At 60.6% G+C, this 24368-nt stretch carries 21 protein-coding genes and 6 tRNA genes (1 of these 27 running past the window's edge); 17 read left to right on the plus strand and 10 right to left on the minus strand.

The genetic code is table 11. The features are described 5' to 3' along the window. Positions 1-40: 40 nt before the first annotated feature. Positions 41-2623, minus strand: coding sequence for a DNA mismatch repair protein MutS (gene mutS / locus ACTG2O_RS06450; RefSeq protein ID WP_439975487.1), 2583 nt, complete (start codon positions 2621-2623; stop codon positions 41-43). A 250-nt stretch (positions 2624-2873) separates the two neighbouring features. On the opposite strand from mutS, the gene pncC reads away from it, so the two are divergent. The 12 genes from pncC to ACTG2O_RS06510 all read left to right on the plus strand — a co-directional run bounded on the left by pncC (position 2874) and on the right by ACTG2O_RS06510 (position 10407). Beyond that, on the plus strand, positions 2874-3365 hold the full coding sequence (gene pncC, locus ACTG2O_RS06455) for a nicotinamide-nucleotide amidase (protein WP_203118958.1): 492 nt from the start codon (positions 2874-2876) through the stop codon (positions 3363-3365). 80 nt (positions 3366-3445) lie between these two features. Further along, complete coding sequence (recA, locus tag ACTG2O_RS06460; protein ID WP_005348744.1) at positions 3446-4510, plus strand: recombinase RecA; 1065 nt, start codon at positions 3446-3448, stop codon at positions 4508-4510. Positions 4511-4554: 44 nt separating this feature from the next. Continuing rightward, a complete protein-coding gene (locus tag ACTG2O_RS06465; RefSeq protein WP_257125025.1) occupies positions 4555-5064 on the plus strand; it encodes a regulatory protein RecX in 510 nt (169 codons plus the stop codon). A 295-nt stretch (positions 5065-5359) separates the two neighbouring features. Next, positions 5360-7984 (plus strand): alanine--tRNA ligase, encoded by a 2625-nt coding sequence (gene alaS / locus ACTG2O_RS06470; protein WP_042033273.1) that lies wholly within the window; start codon positions 5360-5362, stop codon positions 7982-7984. A gap of 16 nt (positions 7985-8000) precedes the next feature. Further along, positions 8001-9239: an aspartate kinase gene (locus ACTG2O_RS06475; protein ID WP_005336054.1), complete on the plus strand. Its 1239-nt coding sequence runs from the start codon at positions 8001-8003 to the stop codon at positions 9237-9239. Between the two features lie 103 nt (positions 9240-9342). Beyond that, complete coding sequence (gene csrA / locus ACTG2O_RS06480; RefSeq protein WP_005336053.1) at positions 9343-9531, plus strand: carbon storage regulator CsrA; 189 nt, start codon at positions 9343-9345, stop codon at positions 9529-9531. Between the two features lie 213 nt (positions 9532-9744). Beyond that, a tRNA-Ser gene (locus tag ACTG2O_RS06485) sits at positions 9745-9837 on the plus strand. 3 nt (positions 9838-9840) lie between these two features. Next, positions 9841-9917 (plus strand) — tRNA-Arg (locus ACTG2O_RS06490). Positions 9918-10017: 100 nt separating this feature from the next. Next, a tRNA-Arg gene (locus ACTG2O_RS06495) sits at positions 10018-10094 on the plus strand. A 25-nt stretch (positions 10095-10119) separates the two neighbouring features. Next, positions 10120-10196 (plus strand) — tRNA-Arg (locus ACTG2O_RS06500). Positions 10197-10225: 29 nt separating this feature from the next. After that, positions 10226-10302, plus strand: a tRNA-Arg gene (locus ACTG2O_RS06505). A gap of 28 nt (positions 10303-10330) precedes the next feature. Further along, a tRNA-Arg gene (locus tag ACTG2O_RS06510) sits at positions 10331-10407 on the plus strand. A 349-nt stretch (positions 10408-10756) separates the two neighbouring features. Here the strand turns inward: ACTG2O_RS06510 and pbpG are convergent. From pbpG to ACTG2O_RS06545, 7 genes are all read right to left on the minus strand, one after another. Then, positions 10757-11584, minus strand: coding sequence for a D-alanyl-D-alanine endopeptidase (gene pbpG, locus ACTG2O_RS06515; RefSeq protein ID WP_005343009.1), 828 nt, complete (start codon positions 11582-11584; stop codon positions 10757-10759). Between the two features lie 159 nt (positions 11585-11743). After that, positions 11744-12409 (minus strand): DedA family protein, encoded by a 666-nt coding sequence (locus ACTG2O_RS06520; RefSeq protein ID WP_005343012.1) that lies wholly within the window; start codon positions 12407-12409, stop codon positions 11744-11746. Positions 12410-12427: 18 nt separating this feature from the next. Continuing rightward, positions 12428-13720 carry a hemolysin family protein gene (locus ACTG2O_RS06525; protein ID WP_005336050.1) on the minus strand — a complete coding sequence of 431 codons (1293 nt, stop codon included), beginning with the start codon at positions 13718-13720 and terminating at the stop codon, positions 12428-12430. Then, the gene (locus ACTG2O_RS06530; protein ID WP_139123930.1) at positions 13683-13889 is read right to left on the minus strand and encodes a hypothetical protein; all 207 of its coding nucleotides are present in this window, start codon (positions 13887-13889) and stop codon (positions 13683-13685) included. The genes ACTG2O_RS06525 and ACTG2O_RS06530 overlap by 38 nt, the downstream gene beginning before the upstream one ends. A gap of 90 nt (positions 13890-13979) precedes the next feature. Next, entirely contained in the window at positions 13980-15038 is a 1059-nt protein-coding gene (gene ansB / locus ACTG2O_RS06535) for an L-asparaginase 2 (RefSeq protein WP_005348754.1), read from the minus strand. A gap of 130 nt (positions 15039-15168) precedes the next feature. Then, positions 15169-15363, minus strand: a complete 195-nt coding sequence (locus ACTG2O_RS06540; RefSeq protein WP_005348755.1) for a heavy-metal-associated domain-containing protein — start codon at positions 15361-15363, stop codon at positions 15169-15171. 173 nt (positions 15364-15536) lie between these two features. Next, the gene (locus ACTG2O_RS06545; RefSeq protein ID WP_005336047.1) at positions 15537-16487 is read right to left on the minus strand and encodes an AEC family transporter; all 951 of its coding nucleotides are present in this window, start codon (positions 16485-16487) and stop codon (positions 15537-15539) included. A 137-nt stretch (positions 16488-16624) separates the two neighbouring features. Here ACTG2O_RS06545 and treR point away from each other — a divergent pair, with 137 nt between their 5' ends. From treR to ACTG2O_RS06570, 5 genes are all read left to right on the plus strand, one after another. Continuing rightward, positions 16625-17572 (plus strand): trehalose operon repressor TreR, encoded by a 948-nt coding sequence (gene treR, locus ACTG2O_RS06550; RefSeq protein WP_058057580.1) that lies wholly within the window; start codon positions 16625-16627, stop codon positions 17570-17572. Positions 17573-17764: 192 nt separating this feature from the next. Further along, complete coding sequence (gene treB / locus ACTG2O_RS06555) at positions 17765-19195, plus strand: PTS trehalose transporter subunit IIBC (protein WP_439975488.1); 1431 nt, start codon at positions 17765-17767, stop codon at positions 19193-19195. Between the two features lie 67 nt (positions 19196-19262). Further along, a complete protein-coding gene (treC, locus tag ACTG2O_RS06560; protein WP_439975489.1) occupies positions 19263-20924 on the plus strand; it encodes an alpha,alpha-phosphotrehalase in 1662 nt (553 codons plus the stop codon). A gap of 3 nt (positions 20925-20927) precedes the next feature. Then, positions 20928-21521, plus strand: coding sequence for a sugar O-acetyltransferase (locus ACTG2O_RS06565; RefSeq protein ID WP_439975490.1), 594 nt, complete (start codon positions 20928-20930; stop codon positions 21519-21521). 246 nt (positions 21522-21767) lie between these two features. Then, a complete protein-coding gene (locus tag ACTG2O_RS06570; protein WP_019446232.1) occupies positions 21768-21956 on the plus strand; it encodes a hypothetical protein in 189 nt (62 codons plus the stop codon). A 64-nt stretch (positions 21957-22020) separates the two neighbouring features. Here ACTG2O_RS06570 and rluA read toward each other — a convergent pair whose 3' ends face one another. Continuing rightward, the gene (gene rluA / locus ACTG2O_RS06575; protein ID WP_019446233.1) at positions 22021-22677 is read right to left on the minus strand and encodes a bifunctional tRNA pseudouridine(32) synthase/23S rRNA pseudouridine(746) synthase RluA; all 657 of its coding nucleotides are present in this window, start codon (positions 22675-22677) and stop codon (positions 22021-22023) included. Between the two features lie 113 nt (positions 22678-22790). Next, on the minus strand, positions 22791-24368 hold the 3' portion of the coding sequence (gene rapA / locus ACTG2O_RS06580) for an RNA polymerase-associated protein RapA (RefSeq protein WP_026035047.1). It continues 1290 nt past the right edge of the window; 1578 of the gene's 2868 nt are visible here — the last part of the coding sequence; its start codon lies beyond the right edge, outside the window; the stop codon is at positions 22791-22793.

Genomic DNA, 24368 nt, shown 5'->3' on the forward strand with positions numbered 1-24368 from the left:
TCGCGGTTCCCCTTTTGCATGCTTGTGTTGTAGTCGCTGATTACAACATCTGCTTGAGGCGATAGAGCAGGTCCAGTGCCTGACGGGGAGTGAGCTCGTCCGGGCGCAGCGCTTCCAGCTCTTCCACCACCGGATGAGGCTGCGGGGCGAGGGCCACCGGGGCAGGGCGGCTTTCACCGGCGGCGGCCGGAGTGGCGCTCTCCAGCTCATGCAGTTTGTGACGGGCCTGCTGGATCACCGATTTGGGTACCCCCGCCAGTGCCGCTACTTGCAGGCCGTAGGAGCGGCTGGCCGCCCCTTCCTGCACCGCGTGCATAAAGGCGATGGTGTCGCCGTGTTCCACCGCATCCAGGTGGACGTTGGCCAGCCCGCTCATCAGCTCGGGCAAGCGGGTCAGCTCGAAGTAGTGGGTGGCGAACAGGGTGTAGGCGCCAATCTTGCTCGCCAGCTGTTCGGCACAGGCCCACGCCAGCGAGAGGCCGTCGTAGGTGCTGGTGCCGCGGCCAATCTCGTCCATCAGCACCAGACTGCGGGCGGTGGCGTTGTTGAGGATATTGGCGGTCTCGGTCATCTCCACCATAAAGGTGGATCTTCCCGATGCCAGATCGTCCGACGCCCCGATGCGGGTAAAGATGCGGTCGATGGGGCCGATGCGGGCGCTGTCGGCGGGGACGAAGGCGCCGATATGGGCCAGCAGCACGATCAGCGCGGTCTGGCGCATGTAGGTCGATTTACCGCCCATGTTGGGGCCGGTGATGATCAGCATCCGCCGCTCCCGCTCCAGCCGGATGGGGTTGGCGATGAAGGGGTCGGTCATCACCTGCTCCACCACCGGATGGCGGCCCGCCTCGATGATGATCTGATCTTCGTCGATGAGGGTGGGGCAGCGGTAGTCGAGGGTCTCGGCCCGCTCGGCCAGGTTGGCCAGCACGTCCAGCTCCGCCAGCGCGGCAGCAGACTCCTGCAGATCGCCCAGATGCGGCAGCAGGGCATCGAGCAGCTCCTCGTAGAGGCGTTTCTCCAGCGCCAGCGCCTGCGCCTGGGCGGTGAGCACCCGATCCTCGTACTTTTTCAGCTCGTCGATGATGTAGCGTTCGTTGTTCTTGAGGGTCTGGCGGCGGATGTAGTGGGCCGGCACCAGATGGCTGTTGGCGCGGCTCACCTCGATATAGAAGCCGTGCACCTTGTTGTAACCCACCTTGAGGGTGTTGATGCCGGTCAGCAGCTTCTCCCGCTCCTCGATACGGGCGAGGCTGGCGGTGGCGCCGTTGGCCAGATCCCGCAGCTCGTCCAGCTCGGCGTTGAACCCTTCACGGATCACGCCGCCATCGCGGATCAGCACCGGCGGCACCTCCATCACGGCGCGCTCCAGCAGGTCCAGCAGCTCGGGGAAGGTGCTGGCCCGCTCGCGCAGCTGCTGCACCGCCTCGTGCTCGCTCTCCGCCAGCAGGCGCTGCAATTCGGGCAGCTGGGCGAAAGCCTGCCGCAGACGGGTGAGGTCGCGCGGACGGGCCGAGCGCAGGGCGAGGCGTGCCAGCACCCGCTCCACATCGCCGACCTGACGCAGCAATCCGCCCAACTCGTCATAGAGGTTCTGCTCGATCAGCTCCTTGATGGTGCTCTGGCGACCTTTCAGGATCACCCGATCGCGGATCGGCTGGTGGATCCAGCGCTTGAGCAGCCGGCTGCCCATCGGCGTGGCGGTGCAATCGAGCACGGCGGAGAGGGTGTTATCGTGACCGCCGGCCAGATTCTGGGTCAGCTCCAGATTGCGGCGGGTGGCTGCATCCATGATGACCGCGTGATCGGGCTGTTCGAGGCGCACGCTGCGAATGTGGGGCAGGGCGGTGCGCTGGGTGTCCTTAACGTATTGCATCAGGCAACCGGCAGCGCACAGGGCGGTCTCGCTCTGTTCGACGCCAAAGCCCACCAGATCCTGGGTACCGAATTGTTGGCACAACAGCTTGCGGGCGGTACCGAGCTCGAACTCCCACTCCGGGCGTCGGCGCAGACCGCGGCGACCCTCGACGTGGTGCAGGAAGGCGAAGGATTCGGGGTAGAGCAGCTCCGCTGGATTGGTGCGCTGCAGCTCCGCCAGCAGGGTCTCTTCTTTCTCGAACTGGTTGATGAAGAAGCGGCCGGAGCCGATGTCCATGGTGCCATAGCCGAAGCGGCGGCCATCGTGATAGACGGCGGCGATCAGGTTGTCCTGTCGCTCGCTGAGCAGCGCCTCGTCGGAGACGGTGCCCGGGGTGATGATGCGAATGACCTTGCGCTCCACCGGCCCCTTGCTGGTGGCGGGATCCCCCACCTGTTCGCAGATGGCGGCAGATTCGCCGAGCTGCACCAGCTTGGCCAGATAACCCTCGATGGCGTGATAGGGAACACCCGCCATCGGGATGGGGCTGCCGGCCGACTGGCCGCGCTTGGTCAGGGAGATGTCGAGCAGCTGGGAGGCCTTGCGGGCATCGTCATAGAACAGCTCGTAGAAGTCGCCCATCCGGTAGAACAGCAGGATCTCCGGGTTCTCGGCCTTGAGGGTCAGATACTGCTGCATCATGGGCGTGTGGGTGCTGAGATTGGCGCTTGGCGCGGCGCCAGTAGCTTGGTGTTGTGCGGTCATGTTCTATTCCAGAAGGGGCCTCTGCGGGCCCGGGTCTGCGGTGATGAGCCTTGAGCTTGATGGCGCCATTCTACACATAAGCGCCGCGCCGGGGGAGCGGGTGTTCCGGACGCGGTTGTTCTGCACTATTGAAGGCATGACGCCGGTGCGGCACCTCACATTGCGGCAGGCAAGGGCGGTCTGCCGTGGTTGCGGGCGGCGCTAGCGGGATCGCATAATGTGCCTCTTGAGCGGATCAGAAGGAGTCGTGATGAAACTGGATGCAGAGATAGAGCACCTTGCCATCGAGCTGGGACGGGCCCTTGGCCAGCGGGGCTGGCTGGCGGCGACCGCCGAATCCTGTACCGGCGGCGGGGTGGCCAGCGCCATCACCGACATCGCGGGCAGCTCCGGCTGGTTCGATCGCGGATTTGTCACCTACACCAACGAGGCCAAGCAGCAGATGTTGGGGGTGAGCAGCGATAGCCTGGATCAGCACGGTGCGGTGAGTGAAGCCGTGGTGCTGGAGATGGCCCGCGGCGCGCTGGCGCACTCGTCTGCCTCCATCAGCGTTGCTATCAGTGGCATCGCCGGCCCCGGCGGCGCCACCGAGGGCAAGCCGGTCGGCACCGTCTGGTTCGCCTGGGCCGACCGCAATGGCCGTCACCACTCCCTGCTCGCCCGCTTCGACGGGGATCGCCGACAGGTGCGCCAGCAGGCGGTGAGACAGGCCTTGTCGGGTCTGTTGGCCCTGCTCAGATAAATTGGGCTTGATACTGTATGAATAGACAGTATACTTAGCCCAACTTCACTTCTTACTCACGATTTCCAGCGGAGATTGGCATGGATCAGAACAAACAGAAGGCACTGGCGGCTGCGCTGGGTCAGATTGAAAAGCAGTTCGGCAAAGGTTCCATCATGCGTCTGGGCGACAGCAAGACCATGGATATCGAAGCCATCTCTACCGGTTCCCTCTCGCTGGACGTGGCGCTGGGGATCGGCGGTCTGCCGTGTGGCCGTATCGTCGAGATCTACGGCCCGGAATCTTCCGGTAAAACCACCCTAACCCTGCAGGTGATCGCGGAAGCCCAGAAGAAGGGCAAAACCTGTGCCTTCGTCGATGCGGAACACGCCCTCGACCCTATCTATGCTGCCAAGCTGGGCGTCAACGTCGACGACCTGCTCATCTCTCAGCCGGATACCGGTGAACAGGCGCTGGAGATCTGCGACATGCTGGTGCGCTCCAACGCGGTTGACGTCATCATCGTCGACTCCGTGGCGGCCCTGACCCCGAAAGCGGAAATCGAAGGGGAGATGGGTGACTCCCACGTTGGTCTGCAGGCTCGTCTGATGTCCCAGGCGCTGCGCAAGCTGACCGCCAACATCAAGAACGCCAACTGCCTGTGCATCTTCATCAACCAGATCCGGATGAAGATCGGCGTCATGTTCGGTAGCCCGGAGACCACTACCGGTGGTAACGCGCTCAAGTTCTACGCCTCCGTGCGTCTGGATATCCGTCGTATCGGCGCCATCAAGGAAGGCGACGAAGTGGTCGGTAACGAGACCCGCGTCAAAGTGGTCAAGAACAAGGTGGCCCCGCCCTTCAAGCAGGCTGAATTCCAGATCTTCTACGGCGCCGGTATCTCCAAAGAGGGCGAGCTGGTGGATCTCGGTGTCAAGCACAAGCTGATCGACAAGGCCGGTGCTTGGTACAGTTACAACGGCGAGAAGATCGGTCAGGGCAAGGCCAACGTGATGAAGCTGTTCGCCGAGAACAAGGTGATGGCTGGCGAAGTGGAAGCCCGCCTGCGCGAGCTGCTGCTCTCCGGTGCCGTGCCAGTCGATGACAAGGCTGCACCGGTTGAGGCAGACGAGTTCGATGCCGAAAGCGAACAAGAGTTCGAATAAGGAACAAAGGAAGGCCGGGTAGATACCCGGCCTTGTTATTTATGATGGTTGATGAATCCGTTACCGAACCGGTCGAACCTGCCGAGCCGACCTTTGCAGAGCAGCTTACCGCTGCCCGTGCTTATGCCATGCGCAGTCTGGCCCGTCGCGAGAGTGCCGAGTCAGAGCTGGCCAACCGGCTGCGCCAGCAGGGCTTCAATGAAGAGGTGATCGAGGCGGTGGTCGACTACTGCCGCGGTTACAACTGGGTCAATGACGAACGTTACGGCGGTATGGCTGTACGGGCCGGTGCCGCCAAGGGCCATGGCCCCATCAAGATCCGCTTCGATCTGCGCCGCAAGGGGCTCGACGATATGCAGATTGATGCCGCCTTCGATCAGCCGGAGCTGGACTGGTTCGAACTGGCGTTTGCCCTGCTCGAACGGCGCGCCCGAGTGGCCGATCTGGCGGATTTCAAGCTGCGAATGAAGTGGCTCAAATATCTGCTGGGGCGCGGCTTTACCCAGGATCAGGCCCGTTACGCCATCTCGGCCCTTCAGGAGCGGGAGGAGTAACGCCACTGCGTGGCAAACATCGTTTCACCTCTCCTTGCGGCAGGTTTTTCCTGCCCGTTCAGTAGCTTGCGCGCACAATCCCGAAAAAGCGGCCTTTTGTTCATCTCATCCCTCTTTATGCGCTGCTTTTTTGCCTCTCGACACTGAAAAAAGCCACTGTGGGCAGCGGCGCTCTTATCTGGCCCGTTTATGTGCGCTTTTTCGCCCGTGGCGGCCCTGTCCGTTTTACTTTACCCCGCAGAAAACTTACATTAATGCGGTTAAAAGTCCGTATTCGAATCAAGCAGGATTTTCCATGTATATGTCCACGTCAGAGATTCGCGCTGCGTTTCTCGAGTATTTCCGTTCCCAGGGGCACCAGGTTGTCTCCTCCAGCTCGCTGGTACCGCATAACGACCCGACCCTGTTGTTTACCAACGCGGGTATGAACCAGTTCAAGGACGTGTTCCTTGGCGCAGACAAGCGTGCCTACAATCGCGCGACGACTTCCCAGCGTTGCGTGCGTGCCGGTGGTAAGCACAACGATCTGGAAAACGTCGGCTATACCGCTCGTCACCACACCTTCTTTGAAATGCTGGGCAACTTCAGCTTCGGTGACTACTTCAAGCAGGATGCCATCAAGTTTGCATGGGGCTTCCTGACCGAGGTGCTGCAGCTGCCGAAAGATCGCCTGCTGGTGACCGTCTACGCGACTGACGATGAAGCTTTCGATATCTGGGAAAAAGAGGTTGGTGTCCCGGCCGATCGCATCGTGCGCATCGGTGACAACAAGGGTGCCCCTTACGCTTCCGACAACTTCTGGGCGATGGGCGATACCGGCCCGTGCGGTCCCTGCACCGAGATCTTCTATGACCACGGCGATCACATCTGGGGTGGCCGTCCCGGCTCACCGGAAGAGGATGGCGACCGTTTCATCGAGATCTGGAACGTGGTCTTCATGCAGTTCAACCGTCAGGCTGACGGCACCATGGAGCCGCTGCCGCGTCCGTCCGTGGATACCGGCATGGGTCTGGAGCGTATCTCCGCCATCATGCAGGGTGTGCACTCCAACTACGAAATCGACATCTTCCAGGCGCTGATCAAGAAAGCGGCCGAGATTGTCGGCACCACCGATCTGAGCAACCAGTCCCTGCGCGTCATCGCTGACCACATCCGCTCCTGCGCCTTCCTGGTGGCAGATGGCGTGATGCCGTCCAACGAAGGTCGTGGCTATGTGCTGCGTCGCATCATCCGCCGCGCCGTGCGTCACGGTCGCAAGCTGGGCGCGACCGATGTCTTCTTCTACAAACTGGCTGCCGAGCTGGCAGTGCAGATGAAGGATGTCGCTGCCGAGCTGATTGCCCAGCTGCCGCTGGTCGAGCGCGTGCTGCGCATCGAAGAGGAGCAGTTCGTCCGCACGCTGGATCGCGGTCTGCTGCTGCTGGAAGATGCTCTGGCCAACCTGGGCGATGCCAAGGTTATTCCGGGCGAAGTGGTGTTCAAGCTCTATGACACTTACGGCTTCCCGGCCGACCTGACTGCCGACGTGGTGCGCGAGCGCGAGATCGGCATCGACGAAGAAGGCTTCAAGGCCGAGATGGAGAAGCAGCGTGCTCGTGCCAAGGAAGCGTCCAGCTTCGGCGTGAACTACAACGAGATGCTCAAGCTCGACTTCGAGACCCCCTTCACCGGTTACAAGACCCTGAGCGAGCGCACTCGCGTGGTCGGCATCTACAAGGGTGTGGAAGAGGTGAGCGGTCTTATCGCCGGTGACGAAGCGGTCATCGTGCTGGAAGAGACCCCCTTCTACGCCGAGTCCGGCGGCCAGATTGGCGACAGCGGTACCCTGAAAGTGGACGACGGCATCTTTGCCGTGACCGACACCCTGAAAGCGGGCAAGGCGATCATCCACAAGGGCTACATGGAGTTGGGCACCCTGGAGAAAGGGGCCGAGGTCGAGGCCGTGGTGGATGCTGACCGTCGTCAGGCCATCGCCCTGAACCACTCCGTAACTCACCTGCTGCACGCTGCCCTGCGTCAGGCACTGGGCGAGCACGTCACCCAGAAAGGTTCTCTGGTTGGAGCCGAGCGCATGCGTTTCGACTTCTCCCACTTCGAGGGGCTGACCATGGCGACCATTCGCCGGGTCGAGGAGCTGGTCAACAACCAGATCCGCGCCAACCACGAAATCACCACCCAGCTGATGGATCTGGAAGCGGCCAAGTCCGCCGGTGCCATGGCGCTGTTTGGTGAAAAATATGAAGACGACGTGCGTGTCGTGCGCATGGGCGACTACTCCACCGAGCTGTGCGGCGGTACTCACGCCAAGCGTACCGGTGATATTGGCTTCTTCAAGATCATCGCCGAGAGCGGTATCGCTGCTGGCGTGCGCCGTATCGAAGCGGTGACCGGCAAAGCGGCCATCGACTTCATGCATCAGGTTGGCGAGCAGATTGAAGAGGCTGCTGCACTGGTGAAAGGTGACCAGTTCTGCATCGCCGACAAGGTTCGCCAGATGCTGGACAAGGCCAAGATGATGGAGCGCGAGCTGGAGCAGCTTAAGGCCAAGCTGGCCGCTCAGGCTGGTAACGATCTGCTGGGTCAGGTGATCGAGATCAACGGTCAGAAGGTGCTGGTTGCAGCGCTGGAAGGGGCCGATCCGAAATCCCTGCGCGGCATGCTGGACGAGCTGAAGAACCAGATGAAGTCCGGTGTCGTGCTGCTGGCCACCTGTGCCGACGGCAAGGTCAACCTGATCGCGGGCGTCACCAACGACCTGACCGGCAAGGTCAAGGCCGGTGAGCTGGTCAATCTGGTTGCCCAGCAGGTGGGGGGCAAGGGCGGTGGCCGTCCGGACATGGCACAGGCGGGTGGTACCCAGCCTGAGGCGGTGCCGGCAGCGCTGCAATCCGTTCACTCCTGGCTGGAAGAGCGCCTGTAATCGGGCGAGGTGATCTGTGGCACTCTATGTACAGAAGTACGGCGGCACCTCGGTCGGCACACTGGAGCGGATCGAGGCGGTAGCTGAGCGGGTCGAGCAGACCCGCGCCCAGGGACACGACGTGGTGGTGGTTGTCTCCGCCATGTCGGGCGAAACCAACCGGTTGCTGGGCATGGCCCAGCAACTGGATCCTGATGCCAACCGGCGCGAGATGGATGTACTGGTCTCCACCGGTGAGCAGGTCACCATAGCGCTGCTGGCCATCGCGTTGAACAAACGCGGTTGCCCGGCGGTCTCGATGACTGGCGATCAGGTACGGATTCATACCGATTCCGCCTATGGCAAGGCGCGCATCACCCACATCGACACCGAGCTGGTTCATGCCGAACTGGCTGCGGGCAAGGTGGTGGTGATCGCCGGTTTCCAGGGCCGTGACGAGCATAACGCCATCACGACGCTGGGCCGCGGCGGTTCGGATACCACGGCAGTTGCCGTGGCGGCGGCCATCAAGGCTGATGAGTGCCAGATATTTACCGATGTGGATGGGGTATACACCACGGATCCGCGCATCGAGCCCAAGGCTCGTCGTCTCGACACCATCACCTTCGAGGAGATGCTGGAGATGGCCAGTCTCGGCGCCAAGGTGCTGCAGATCCGCTCGGTGGAGTTTGCGGGCAAGTACCGCGTCCCGCTGCGGGTGCTGTCGAGCTTTATCGATGGAGAGGGAACCTTAATCACATATGGAGGTGATAGGATGGAAGCTCCCCTGGTATCCGGGATCGCTTTTAACCGCAACGAGGCCAGCCTGACCATTCTGGGCGTGCCGGACAGACCAACCGTTGCCGCGCAGATCCTGAATCCGATCAGCGACGCCAACATTGATGTCGACATGATTGTGCAGAACACCCTGGGAGATGGCACCGCCGACTTCACCTTCACGGTGAATCGTGATGACTATCGCCGTGCCCGGGCTCTGTTGGAGGAGACCGCCACCGAACTTGGCGCCTCCTGCGTGCAGGGAAATGGCGAAATTGCCAAGGTTTCCATTGTCGGTGTCGGCATGTGGAACCATCCTGGTGTTGCGCGCACCATGTTCAAGGTATTGGGCGAGGAGGGGATCAACATGCAGTTGATCTCGACCTCTGAAATCAAAATCTCTGTGGTGATTGACGAGAAGTATCTGGAGCTGGCGGTGCGGGCCCTGCACGCGGCTTTCGGGTTGGATCAGGCACCGCAAGAGCAGCCCTTGGGCTAACAATCTCTGATTGATTTAGTTTCAACCATTTACCATATCGGTATCTTTGTTAGATAATGTCGCATATCGATATAAAAACAAAACAGGATACAGGAGCAAGCGAATGCTTATTTTGACTCGTCGTGTTGGGGAAACCCTGATGATTGGTGATGAAGTGACTGTCACCGTACTGGGCGTTAAAGGCAACCAGGTCCGTATCGGTGTTAACGCGCCGAAAGAGGTCTCCGTACACCGCGAAGAGATCTACCAGCGCATCCAGGCCGAGAAAGTTCCGGGCCAACCGGGCTTCTAAGCCACTTTCATGGCTGTGACAAGGCGACACCTCATGTGTCGCCTTTTGTTTTTTCGGCCCCCTGAAATCGCCCTGCAGGGCGCGAAACTGCGGGATAAGTGCCGATATTGTTTGAATATTCCACGCTTTGACCAAATGCTGAGCGAACGCACTTTTTTCTCCAAAAAAGTGTTTGACTAAAAATCCCTGTGAAGTATTATCAGCCCCGCAAACGGAGAGGTGGCCGAGAGGCTGAAGGCGCTCCCCTGCTAAGGGAGTATGCGGCTTATACCCGCATCGGGGGTTCGAATCCCCCCTTCTCCGCCATTTGCGCCCGTAGCTCAGCTGGATAGAGTACCTGGCTACGAACCAGGTGGTCAGAGGTTCGAATCCTCTCGGGCGCACCATATTACGACTCAAGCAAGAGTCATGTGTTGACCATCAGCAAGTCGACACTTTGGAAAAGGCTTACTGATAAGTAAGCTTTTTTTATCGTTTTAAAACAGGGCGCCCGTAGCTCAGCTGGATAGAGTACCTGGCTACGAACCAGGTGGTCAGAGGTTCGAATCCTCTCGGGCGCACCATTTAAAACGACACAACGATTTATGAGCGCCCGTAGCTCAGCTGGATAGAGTACCTGGCTACGAACCAGGTGGTCAGAGGTTCGAATCCTCTCGGGCGCACCATTTTTCAAGCAGTACACAAAAGTTTGTGAGCGCCCGTAGCTCAGCTGGATAGAGTACCTGGCTACGAACCAGGTGGTCAGAGGTTCGAATCCTCTCGGGCGCACCATATTTCAAGCAGTACCAAAAGTTTATGAGCGCCCGTAGCTCAGCTGGATAGAGTACCTGGCTACGAACCAGGTGGTCAGAGGTTCGAATCCTCTCGGGCGCACCATACAGACAGCCTCGACTTCGGTCGGGGCCGTTTTTTTATGGGCGAAATTTACCCCTGTCGTGTGGATCCGCGTTCGCTGTGGCGGCCGGGTCACCCTCCTGCCTGCCTGCCTGCCTGCCTGTCTGTTCTTGTCCTCTTTTATACCTCTTCTGTTATTGAGCTGCGTTCTTCTGAACGGTACAACCCTTTGCCTCATCTATAGGCGCCCTGTATGCCTGCTGTTGCAACGGCAGATGCCGCGCAGCTCATCACTCAGGGTTCGCTCATCAACATCCTGCAAGGCCTGCTGAGGCGTTCTGCGGGCAATAAAAAAGGATGCCGCAGCATCCTCTCGTGTTGAAATATTTACTCAGCTTTTCAGCCATTTGCGAATGCGGTTGGCATCGCCGATAGGGGTGCGTTTGCCCACCGAGTTGAGCAGCACGATGGCGAGCTCGCGGCTGTCCGGTTTGGCGCGCATCACCAGACAGCGACCCGCTTCGTCAGTGAAGCCGGTCTTGGAGAGGCGCACGTCCCAATCCGGGTTTTTCACCAGCGGGTTGGTGTTGTTGAACATCAGGCTGTAGGCGGGGGCGCTGAAGCGCATCTCCCGGTTCTCATCCTGAGTGAACTGACGGATCAGCGGCTGACGATAGGCGGCGGCGGCCAGCTTGCCGAGATCCTGGGCGGTAGATACGTTGCGGGTGGAGAGGCCGGTGGAGTCGTAGAAGTGGGTATTACGCATACCCAGCTGTCTGGCCTTGTTGTTCATGGCTCGCACGAAGGCGCTGCGACCGCCCGGATAGTGACGCGCCAGTGCCGAGGCCATCCGGTTTTCGGAGGACATCAATGCCAGATGCAGGGCGTCGCGGCGGGTCACCTTGGTGCCCATGCGGATGCGGGAGTGGGTGTGTTTGACCCGATCCAGATCGTTCTTGTCGACCGTAATGGTCTGGTTGAGATTCTGTTTGGCATCCAGCACCACCAGCGCTGTCATCAGCTTGGTGAGGGAGGCGATGGGACGTACCTTGGTGGCATTCTTCTGGTAGAGCGTCTTGCCCGTTTTTACATCCACGACCAGGGCGCTGCTCGAGCGTACTTCCAGTTTGGCAGGGTTGGGGGCCGCGCTGACCGCAGGCAATCCCAGTATTCCCATCAACCCGACAACCAGCGCTGCTGCGCGAATCCGACACCACATACAACCGACTCCGTTCCCATCCAAAAAAAGGCGCTAGATTCACTCATTTTTACCCCGGCTTTACAAGGGCCGAGCGGGACTATTTCTGCTATTTGCGCAAAATTGGCGATCAAAAAAGCCCTCTGGCGAGGGCTTTCGGGTCGGGCGTTGGACGAGGGGTCAATCCCGCGGCTGCGCAGCCCTGCGTTTGCTGATCCAGCGCCAGACCAGCGCCACCATGCCACCCACCAGCAGGGCCACCGGCAGATAGATGATGATGTTGAAGAACTGGGTCTGGTATTCGGCGGCCAGCTTGGTGTGGCTCAGGTAGTAGCCAAACCCGACCAGCGGGCAGATCCACATGATGGAGCTGATCAGATTGACGATGAGAAAGCGCCCCTGGGGCAGCTCGGTAGCTCCCACTATATAGGGGTAGGCGGTGCGCACGAAGGCGATATAGCGCGCGGTGATCAGGGTGATGATCCCGTACTTGTCCAGCAGGTGGTAGACCTTCTGCTGGTGCCGCTCTTCCACGTGGGACATCAGCCGATGGTAGAGCTGGGTGTGGCCGAGAAAGCGCCCCTGCATGTAACCGAGCCAGGTGCCGACAAAGGTAGCCATGATCAACAGCGGGATCACCCCGAGAGACAATACATCCTGATAGATGAGCACGCCGGTGAGGATCAGCAGGCTGTCACCGGGCAGAAAGGCGGTAGGGATGAATCCGTTTTCCAGTACCAGAAACGTCAGAATCACACCACAGATCATGAAGGCCATCTTGGGATCGGAAAGTGTGTTCAGATCGTGATTCATAAAGGCGTGAGCCAGTTGGTAAAACTGCTCCATACTTGCAAACTCCGCAGGTTAGCTGGGTTGATCGGTCAAGGGCATGGCGAGCACCTTGTCGATGCGCAGGCCATCCATGTCAACAATTTCCAGTTGCCACTGTTCCAGTGTCACCAGGTCTCCGGTTTGTGGAACACGACCAAGGAGCAGCATGATAAGCCCTCCGAGGGTGTGATAGTGATGTTTTTCTTCTTCTGGCAGACGAACCAACTCCAGACAGTCCTTCAACTCTGGCAGCGGGATCAGGCCATCGAGCAGCCAGCTGCCGTCGGCGCGCCGGAAGGCCCAGTTGTCCTCGCCATCCTCCTGCTGGAAATCCCCCGCCAGCGCCTCCAGCAGATCCTGCTGGGTGACCAGTCCCTGCAACTCGCCATATTCGTCAACCACCAGCGCCATCTGTTCGCTGTGGGTGCGGAAGTGGTTGAGCAGCTCGACGCCGTTGAGGGTCTCGGGCAGCAGGCTGCCCTCCTGGGTCAGGGCAGCCAGATCGATGGGCTCCCCCTTGATATAGGCGTGCAGCACCTTGCTGACATTGATGATACCCACCAATTCTGACAAGTTGCCGTCGCAGACCGGAAAATAGCTGTGTCGATACTCCACCAGCCGCTGCAGGTTGGTCTCCAGCGGCAGCGCCAGATCCAGATAGCGGATATCGCTGCGCGGCACCATCAGGGAGGAGAGGCTGCGCTCGTCAAGACGGAAGACGTTGCGCAGCATGGTGTGTTCATGATCCTCGATCACCCCGGCTTCAGAGCCCTCCACCAGCATGGCGTGGATCTCCTCCTCGGTAACGTTGGCGCTGCCGTTCTGGTTGACCCGCAGCAGCCGCAGGCTGGCATTGGTAGAGGCCGACAGTAGCCAGACGAAGGGGCGGGTCAGGGTGGCGAGCCAGTGCATGGGGCGGGCCACCAGACAGGCGATGCGCTCGGCATTGAGCTGGCCGAGGCGCTTGGGCACCAGCTCCCCCACAACGATGGAGAGGTAAGTAACCACCACCACCACTATGATGGTGGCGATCAGGCCACTGCTCTTGGCCGGGAGTCCCCACTCCTGCAACCAGAGGGAGAAGGGCTGGGCCAGCAGGGATTCGCCATAGATACCGTTGAGCAGGCCGATGCTGGTAATGCCGATCTGGACGGCAGAGAGAAAATGGGTCGGGTCTTCGCCCAGTTTGAGGGCAATGGCGGCGGAGCGGTTGCCTTCAGAGGCAAGCTTGCCGAGGCGAGCCTTGCGTGCGGTGACGATGGCGATTTCTGACATGGCGAAGACGCCATTAAGCAAAATCAATCCCAGCAGGATCAATATTTCCATACAGCAACAGCACTCCTTGAGTGGATAAGATCGCTGGCAGTGTAATGAATTTGGCGGCGATGCGCTTGTGAAAGCGGGTGATCCGGCTCGCTAATTTGATGACCGCGCTTTGCGATGGCTGAAAAAGATGGCCGGAAAAGGGAAGGATGACCCCGCCAAATGGTGTCATGGACGAAGCGGGAGCTTGGCGAGACAGCATTGCAGGAGGGAAAAGGGCGGGAAGTCCCGCCCTTGCTTATCACTTGTCAGGCAACCGTTATCAGAACTGCTGGAACCAGCGCTGGATCTGGGCCGGGTCCTTGCTCTGGGTCAGGGAGAGCATCAGCAGCACCCGCGCTTTCTGCGGGTTGAGGGTGCCGGATGCCACGAAGCCGTACTTGGCATCATCGATTTCGGCATCCAGGGTGGTGGCGCCGGTCGGCACGCGGGCGGAGCGCACTACCCGGATGCCATCCTTGCTCGCCTTGGCCAGGGTGTCGAACAGGGTGTGGTAGAGGTTGCCGTTGCCCACCCCGGCGCTGACGATGCCGTCGAACTTGGCATCCACCATCGCCTTGGCCGGCAAGTCGGTGGCGTTGGCGTAGCTGTAGACGATGCCCACTTGCGGCAGCTTGTCGAGCTTGCTCACGTCAAACGGCGTCTTGCTGGTGTGCAGACGAGCTGGGCTGCGCTGATAGTCGATCTTGCCGTTGTGGATGTAACCGAGCGGGCCGAAGTTGGGGGAGGCGAAGGTCTGCACGCCGGTGGTGTTGGTCTTGGTGACATCGCGGGCATCCAGCACGGTGTCGTTCATCGCCACCATCACGCCACGGCCTTTGGAGGCGGGGTCGGAGGCGGTCACCACGGCGTTGTAGAGGTTGAGCGGGCCATCAGCACTCATGGCGGTGGAGGGGCGCATGGCGCCAACCAGTACCACCGGCTTGTCGCTCTTGACGGTCAGATTGAGGAAGTAGGCGGTCTCTTCCATGGTGTCGGTGCCGTGGGTGATGACAATGCCATCCACGTCATCCTTGGCCAGCAGCTCGTTGACCCGTTTGGCCAGCTTGAGCCACACCTCGTCGTTCATGTCCTGGGAGCCGATCTTCACCACCTGCTCACCCTGCACATCGGCCACGTTCTTCATCTCGGGCACGGCGGCGATCAGGGTTTCGATGGCCACCTTGCCAGCCTCATAGTTGGACTGGGTAGCCGACTGGCCTGCCCCGGCAATGGTGCCGCCGGTTGCCAGAATGTGCACGTTGGGCAGCGCCATTGCCATGGGGGAGAGGGTCAGGCCAACGACGGCGGCGAGCAGGGTCTTGCGGATCGGTAGGGTCATGCTGCAAATCCTTATGGTTGGAATAATCGCAGCAAGTTTGCCCGTTTAATAACCCCGGTCTGTGATAAAACTCACCAAAAGACAGGTGAGTACAGATTTTTAACCTGTTTTATACCTCTATGGAGATAATTTAACTCGCAGAGAAACCCTTGGCTTCGATCAGGGCGATCAGCTCGGCCTTGCTCAGCTCGCTCTCGATGAAGGCCTTGCTGCTGGCGAAATCGACGGTTGCGGTGGTGACCGCAGGCTGGGCCAGCAGCGCTTTTTGCAGACTGGCGGCGCAGCCACCACAGGACATGCCGGACACGGTGAGTTCGATGGTCATGGGATATCTCCTCTGTTGATGGACGCCAGCCTAAAGCTGCCGCCTCCGGCAAGGTCAAGCCGTCAGTACATAAGACCCAGATAGTTCATCAGGGTTGCTCCCGGCCGGTGTATGGGTGACATGCGAGCAAAGGTTCGTGGTGGCGATGAGGTTGGCAGTTTCCTCGGGCAGGGTCAGTACATCAACCCTAGGTAGTTCATCAGAGTCGCCCCGAGGCTGGTAGTAACCAGCGAGCCGAGGGTGGTGGTGGCGATGATGTTTGCGGCCAGCACGCTGTCGCCACCCATGGCGCGGGTCATCACATAGCTGGCGGCGGCAGTCGGAGTGGCGCTGATGAGAAACAGAATACCCAGCTCCAGATGGCTGAAGCCGAGCAGGGCCGCCCCAAGAGTGAACGCAGCCGGAATGAGACAGAGCCGCATGATGCTGGCCCAGCCCGCAATGGCTGCACCACCACGCAGAGCATCCAGGCTGAGGGAGGCGCCGGTGCAGAGCAGCGCCAGCGGCAACGTCATGTTGGCGAAGTAGCTGCCGGTGGTGAGCAGCAGTTGCGGCATCTTGATACCGAGCAGGGTAAACGGCAGCGCCGCCACAATGGCGATGATCAACGGATTCTTGATGATGCCGAGCAGAATGGGGCGAATACCGGTAGCGCCGCCGAGACTGCGGGTGAGGGTGATCACCGCGAGAATGTTGTAGAGCACGGTCACCGCGCCGACGTAGAAGGCCGCCGCCCCCAACCCCTCGTGGCCGTAGGCGTTCTGCACATAGGCGAGCCCGATAATGGCGCTGTTGCCGCGAAAGCTCCCCTGCACGAAGATCCCGCGCAGTCGCTGCTCCCCGATAAAACGTCCGGCCAGCAGCTCCAGCACCAGATAGCTGATAACGGTGGCGAGCAGGCCATAGCCGATAAACCAGAGGCTCGGCATGGTGGCGAAGTTGGTACCCAGAATACTGAGAAAGAGCAGAGCGGGCAGGGTGACCTGAAACACCAGTCGCGAGGCGGATTCGGTAAAGGGATCCGGCAGCAGCCCCAGCCGCTTGAGCAAGATGCCGAGCAGCAGCACCACGCAGATGGGGCCTGTGATGGAGAGGGAGAAGAGCAGACTGGCCAGCAGATCCATGATGGGCATCCTGTGCTGTGCCCACACACCCTGACGGCGGGGCAAAAAGGGCATTCTAACGCCATGGGCTTGTATTCACAGGGGTTAATCACAACAATGTGGGCAATTCCACCGCCTAGCCTCCTGTGAGCCAATTCATGGACAAGAAACTGACCATCCTCGATATCGCCAGACTGAGTGGCGTCGGCAAGTCGACCGTCTCCCGGGTGCTCAACCAGGATCCCAAGGTGAAGCAGGAGACCCGCGAGCGGGTGGAGCAGATCATCGCCGAGCACGGCTTTGTGCCGAGCAAATCGGCGCGGGCCATGCGCAGCCAGAGCCAGCAGGTGGTGGGGATCATCGTCTCGCGGCTCGACTCCAGCTCGGAGAATCAGGCGGTGCGCGGCATGCTGGAGACCCTCTATCAGCGCGGCTACGATGCCGTGCTGATGGAGAGCAAGTTCTCCCCCGCCAAGGTACAGGAGCATCTGGCGGTGCTGGAGCGGCGCGGGGTGGATGGCATTATCCTTTTTGCTTTCAATGACTTGGACTATGCCGCCATGGCGCCGCTGCAAGAGAAGCTGGTGCTGGTCGCCCGTGAATATCCCGGTTTCTCCTCGGTCTGCTTTGACGACGCCGGTGCGGTGCGCACCATGCTGGCGCAGCTGGCAAGCCGTGGCGCCCGCGACATCGCCTATCTGGGGGTGGATACCTCGGATCTCACCACCGGCCAGCGCCGCCTAGATGCTTATCTCGCTTACTGCGCAGAGCAGGGGTTGCGCCCGCGCAGCGCCCTCGGCGATCTCAGCCTGCAGAGCGGCTACCGGCTGGCGGCCGAGCTGCTTACCCCCTCCACTCAGGCGCTGGTCTGCGCCAGCGACACCCTCGCCATCGGTGCGGCAAAATATCTGCAAGAACAAGGGCGTAGCGAGGTGCTGGTGACCGGCCTTGGCAACAATCCCATGCTCAGTTTCCTCTTCCCCAACGCCCTCAGTCTCGATCTTGGCTACAAGGGGGCGGGGGAGCAGGCGGCGCGTCAGCTGCTCGGTCAGATTGAGCAGGATCAGCCTCCGCTGGCGACCATTGCCCCCTGTCGCACCCTGTGACCCCCATCACTTCGAACTGAACAAAAAACGTGCTTTTTGTGACGCTGGCCACGAATTGGGAACGTTCCCATTTTGATCTGGCCAGATTGTCGGCATGCTAAATGGGAACGATACCAAAAACGCTCCGGCCGACAGACTGGCTCAAAAGGGCGATACAGACCACTATTCAATGGCGTCACAGAGGGAAGACCCATGTCCAAGATCAACGCACAGCAGCTTGCCACCCTGATCGACAAGATCGGCGGCAAGGAGAACATCGCCACCGTTAGCCACTGCCTGACCCGGTTGCGCTTTGTCCTGAACGATCCGGCCAAGGCCGACAGCAAGGCCATCGAAACCATTCCGGCGGTGAAGGGAAGCTTCACCCAGGGCGGTCAATTCCAGGTGGTGATCGGCAACGAGGTAGAGCAGTGGTACAAGGCGCTGACCGAACAGCTCGGTGTCAGCGGTGGCAGCAAGGAGACCGCCAAGCAGGCGGCGCGCCAGAACATGAACCCGCTGGAGCGGGGCATTTCCCATCTGGCGGAGATCTTCGTACCGTTGCTGCCCGCCATCATCACCGGCGGTCTGATCCTGGGCTTTCGCAACGTCATCGGCGACATCAAGATGTTCGACGATGGCACTCACACCCTCACCGAGATCAGCCAGTTCTGGGCTCAGGTACACGCCTTCCTCTGGCTGCTGGGCGAGGCGATTTTCCACTTCCTGCCGGTTGGTGTTTGCTGGTCTGCAGTGAAGAAGATGGGCGGCTCCGAGATCCTGGGTATCGTGCTGGGGGTGACGCTGGTGTCACCGCAGTTGATGAACGCCTACGGCATTGGTCAGCAGACTCCCGAGGTGTGGGACTTCGGCCTGTTCGTGATCCAGAAGGTGGGTTATCAGGCCCAGGTCATTCCGGCGCTGCTGGCGGGTGTCTTCCTCGCCTGGGTTGAGACCAACCTCAAGCGGATCATTCCGGCCTATCTCTATCTGGTGATTGTGCCGTTTGTCTCGCTGCTGCTGGCAGTGATCGTGGCCCACGCCTTTATCGGCCCGTTCGGTCGCTGGATTGGTGATGGCGTCGGTTTCGCGGCCAAGGCTGCCATGACCGGCTCCTTCGCTCCCATCGGTGCTGCCCTGTTCGGTTTCCTCTACGCACCGCTGGTCATCACCGGTATCCACCACACCACCAACGCGGTGGATCTGCAGCTGATGCAGAGCATGGGTGGCACCCCGATCTGGCCGCTGATCGCCCTCTCCAATATCGCCCAGGCTTCTGCCGTAGTGGGCATCATTCTGATCAGCCGCAAGGAGAACGAGCGGGAGATTTCGGTGCCTGCTGCCATCTCCGCCTACCTCGGGGTGACCGAACCGGCCATGTACGGTATCAACCTCAAGTACAAGTTCCCCATGTTGTGCGCCATGGTGGGCTCCAGCCTTGCGGCCCTCATCTGCGGTTTCGCCGGGGTGATGGCCAACGGCATCGGGGTAGGCGGCCTGCCCGGCATCCTCTCCATCCAGCCGCAATACTGGGCGGTATTTGCCATCGCCATGCTGGTCGCCATCGTGGTGCCGGTGGTGCTGACCCTGCTGGTCTACAAGCGCCAGCAAGCGGCCGGCAAGCTGGCCGAAGCCAGCGCCTGAATCTGATTGTCAGGGCGACCCAACGGGTCGCCCTCTCCCTTTTCAATTTGTGACAAGAGAAAGAGCCATGAGCCAAACACCCTGGTGGCAGAGCGCCGTGATTTACCAGATCTATCCCAAGAGTTTTCAGGATTCCGGTGCCCGTGGCACCGGTGATCTCAAGGGGATCATGGCCCGCCTCGATTACCTCAAGACGCTGGGGGTCGATGCCCTCTGGCTGACCCCGGTCTACGTCTCGCCGCAGGTGGACAACGGCTACGACATCGCCGACTACTACGCCATCGATCCCGCCTACGGCACCATGGCCGACTTTGAGGCGCTGCTGGCCGCCGCCCACGCGCGCGACATCCGCATCGTGATGGATATCGTGGTCAACCACACCTCCACCGAGCACGCCTGGTTCAAGTCGGCGCTGGGGGACAAGAACAGCCCCTACCGCGACTATTACATCTGGCGCGATCCGGTGGATGGCGGCGTGCCCAACAACTGGCAATCCAAGTTTGGCGGCAGCGCCTGGGAGCTGGACTCAGCCACCGGTCAGTACTACCTGCACCTGTTTGCCCGCGAGCAGGCGGATCTCAACTGGGAAAATCCGGCGGTGCGCGCCGAGGTCAAAAACATCATTCACTTCTGGGCGAAGAAGGGGGTGGACGGGTTCCGCCTCGACGTCATCAACCTTATCTCCAAGGATCAGGTGTTCCCGAACGACGAGATTGGCGATGGCCGCCGCTTCTACACTGACGGGCCGCGCATCCACGAATTTTTGCAGGATGTGAGCCGCGACGTGTTTGCCCCGGTGGGAGCCATGACGGTGGGGGAGATGTCCTCCACTTCGCTGGAGCACTGCCAGCGCTATGGCGCCCTCGATGGCTCCGAGCTCTCCATGGTGTTCAACTTCCACCACCTCAAGGTGGATTACCCCAACGGCAACAAGTGGACCAAGGCGCCGTTCGATTTCCTCGAGCTCAAGCGCATCTTCAACCACTGGCAGAGCGGTATGCATGGCAAGGGGTGGTCGGCGCTGTTCTGGTGCAACCACGATCAGCCGCGCATCGTCTCCCGTTTCGGCGATGAGGGCGAGCATCGGGTAGTGGCCGCCAAGATGCTGGCCAGCACTCTGCACGGTTTGCAGGGCACCCCCTACATCTATCAGGGGGAGGAGATCGGCATGACCAACCCCGGCTATCAGCGCATCGATGACTATCAGGATGTGGAGAGCCGCAACATCTTTGCCATCAAGCAGGCCGAAGGGATGAGCGAGGCCGAGATCCTCTCCATTCTCGGTGCCAAGTCCCGCGACAACTCGCGCACCCCGATGCAGTGGAGCGCTGCGGCCAACGCCGGTTTCACCAACGGGACACCCTGGCTCAAGCCAGCCGCCAACTATTCCGAGATCAATGCCGAGGCGGCGCTGACCAACCAGCACTCGGTGTTCTGGCACTACCGGGATCTCATCGCCCTTCGCAAGGCGCACCCCATCTTCACGCAGGGGGATTATCAGGAGCTGCTGACCGGGCACCCGCAGATCTGGGCCTATGCCCGCCGCGCCAACGGTCAGACCCTGCTGGTTGTGAGCAACTTCTACGGCGAGCCGGTTGAGTTTGCCTTGCCTGCCGAGCTGCAAAGCGGGAAGGGTCGGCTGCTGCTCGGCAACTACCCGGATAGCCCGGCCCAACCGCAATCGGGTATGCTGCGCCCTTATGAATCCCTGATCTGGCTGATGGAGTAGGTAATGGAGAAGGTGGTGCGTGGTGCCGAGTGGCAGAAGATGGTGGCGGGGGAGCCTTATGATGCGGCTGACCCTGAGCTGAAAGCGGCGCGCGAGCGCTGCCGCAGGCTCTATCACACCTTCAACACCAGCTGGCAGGAGAAACCGGCGCGGGATGCTTTGCTGCACGAGCTGCTCGGTAGTCGTGGCCAGGAGTGTGCCATCAATCCGCCGTTCTTCTGCGACTATGGCGCCAACATCTTCGTCGGCGAGAACTTCTACGCCAACGTCAATTGCACCATCCTCGACGTCTGTGAGGTGCACATCGGCGACAACGTGCTGCTGGCGCCCGGGGTGCAGATCTACACCGCCGCTCACCCGGTGGCGGTGGCGCCGCGCATCAGGGGTGTCGAGTTCGGCAAGCCGGTACGGATCGGTCACAACGTCTGGATTGGTGGCAGCGTCGTCATCTGCCCCGGCGTCACCATCGGTGACAACAGCGTCATCGGTGCCGGTTCGGTGGTGACCAAAGATGTGCCAGCCAACGTGGTGGCGGCCGGCAACCCTTGTCGGGTATTGCGGGCGATGACGGCGGAGGAGCTTGCGGGCCTCGAATAGGCATTTTCGAGGGGCTTGCCGGCGCTTTTTATCATTTATTTTTTAAATGATATTGCCACCATCATTTGCTTATCGAATGAATAATAAACACTTACAGCGCCCAGCTGGCGCGGTTTCGGGGCGATTTATCCCTTCCGCAGCGTTCGTCCGATCGACATGCAACCGGGCTCCGGTTCGGATTATTGTCCATTGATTGCTCATGTCTGGCTGAGGGCGGCCGATACTCTTTGATGCAGGAGGTAACCTATGGACATATCCAGCTCTGCAAATGCGTCGTTCGGTTCTGCGTTGATGGCGGCCAGTCTGGCCAAAAAACAGCAGACCCAAGAGGGCGAATCCGCACTGAAATTGCTGCAAACAGCAGCGCAATCCGCTCCGGCTGCGCCGACATCGGCCAGCGCTTCCCTCGGAAGCAATATCGATATCCGCGTCTGAGCGATAAAAAAGCCCCCATCTCTCGATGGGGGCTTTCTTTTTATTGGGCTGTTACCTGGCGGGCTCAGACCGGGAAAGGGGCTGGTGCCTCGAAGGTCATCCGCTCGCCGCTGCGGGGGTGGCTGATGGTCAGGCTGGCCGCATGCAGATAAAGGTGCGGTGCCGCCGCCAGCGCATCCGGGTTGGCGTAGAGGTTATCGCCGAGGATAGGGTGACCCAGCTCCAGCATATGCACCCGCAGCTGATGGGAGCGACCGGTAATCGGGGTCAGCTTGATCAGGCTGTTGCCATTCTCCACCTTCAGCTTCTGCCACAGGGTCAGGGCATGACGCCCCTCCTCGTGGTCAACTTTCTGTTTCGGCCGATTGGGCCAGTCGACGCAGAGTGGCAGATCCACTTCACCCGCATCCAGCTCCGGTTCACCCCACACCCAGGCGAGGTAGTGCTTCTCGGTCTCCCGCTCGCGGAATTGCCGGCTCAGCTCCCGGTGGGAGTTAGGGTTGAGCGGGATCACCAGCACGCCGGTGGTCGCCATATCGAGGCGATGGGCGGCTGCCGCCTTGGGGTGCTGCTGCTTGACCCGATGGAGCACGCTGTCTTCGTTCTCGGGGCCGCGCCCGGGGACGCTCAGCAGGCCAGTGGGCTTGTTGACCACCATGATGTCCTTGTCCTTGAACAGGATATCGAGCCAGGGTTCCAGGGGCGGTGAGTATACAAACATAGCGTCTCGCATCTTTGGTCAAAGCGGGGGCAAGCCCCCATCAGTTATGGGTTACCACGATAAAAAGTGCATGGCAGCCAACTTGCGTTGGGTTTGGCCATTTCACCGTTTTATCAGTTATGGGTCACCACAATAAAGCGGATGGCATCCAGCTTGAGCTGGGTCTGGTCGATCAGGTGGTGCAATTCTGCCTGCAGATTGCGCAGATATTCCAGCTCGCTGTCGCGCACGTTCGGGTTGACCGCCTTGAGCGCCTCCAGACGATCGAGATCCTGCTGCAGGGTCTGCGCCATCTGGGCGCGGGCCTTGTCGACAATCCCGGCCTTCAGCTCTTCGGCAATCGCCTGACCCTGGCCAATCAGACCATGGATCACCGGCTGGGACGCAGTCACCAGCTTGCTGCCGAGGTGGCGGTTGACCGGCGTCAGCTGGCGGTTGAAGGCATCGAACGCCACCTTCTCGCCGAGATTGTTGCCGTTCTTGTCCATCAGCAGGCGGATCGGTGTCGGCGGCATGAAGCGGTAAAGCTGGGGATGAGCCGCAGACTCGGCGACGAAGATCAGCTCCAGCAGGATGGAACCGACCGGCAGCGCCTTGTTCTTGAGCAGAGCCACCGAGGTGGCACCGATCTCGGAGCCGAGGATCAGGTCGATACCGCCGCGCATCATGGGGTGATCCCAGGAGAGGAACGACATATCGTCCCGCGACAGGGCGGTGGTGCGATCAAAGGTGATGGTCATGCCGTCTTGCGGCAGGCCCGGGAAGCTGGGCACCAGCATGTGATCGCCCGGCATCAGCACCAGCGCGTTCTCGCCGCGGTCATCCTGATTGACACCGATCTCGTCGAACATCTTGAGGGCGAAGGAGATCATGCCGGTGTCGTCATCTTCGGCGGCCAGCTTCTCGACCAGCTGCTTGGCGGCTTCGCCACCGCTGGAGTGAATCTCCAGCAGACGATCGCGGCCCTGCTCCAGCCTGGCCTTGAGCGGCTCGTGCAGTTCGCGGGTCTTGACCAGCAGGGCGTCGAGGGCTGCCTGATCGCCGGTGTTGGCGGCCAGCAGCTCGAACAGCTCTTCACGTACCGCTTCGAATACCGGGCGGGCAGTCGGGCAGGTCTGCTCGAACGCGTCCAGACCATCGTGATACCAGAGCTGCAGGGCGCGCTGGGCAGTCCCTTCCAGATAGGGAACGTGGATCTCGACGGTGTTCTGCTGACCGATACGATCCAGTCGGCCGATACGCTGTTCCAGCAGATCCGGGTTGAGAGGCAGATCGAACAGCACCAGATGGCTGGCAAACTGGAAGTTGCGCCCTTCTGAGCCGATCTCGGAGCAGAGCAGCACCTGGGCGCCACCCTCTTGCTGGGCAAAATAGGCGGAGGCCTTGTCCCGCTCGAGGATCGACATCCCTTCGTGGAACACGGCACCACGGATCCCTTCACGGGTACGCAGCGCCTCTTCCAGCGCGATAGCGGTCGCCGCTTCGGAGCAGATCACCAGCACCTTCTGCTGGCGGGCTGAGAGCAGCAGCTCCAGCAACCATTCGACGCGCGGGTCGAACTGGGTCCAGGTGGCGTTGTCACCTTCGAACTGCTGGAAGATCTTCTCGGGATAGAGATAGCGCAAGGCACGGGTCTGCAGATCGCCACCGTTGCCACCCATCATGCCCATTACCTTGATGGCGGTCTTGTA

The sequence above is a fragment of the Aeromonas sp. 61P genome, assembly GCF_051919545.1.
GTDB lineage: Bacteria > Pseudomonadota > Gammaproteobacteria > Enterobacterales > Aeromonadaceae > Aeromonas > Aeromonas veronii.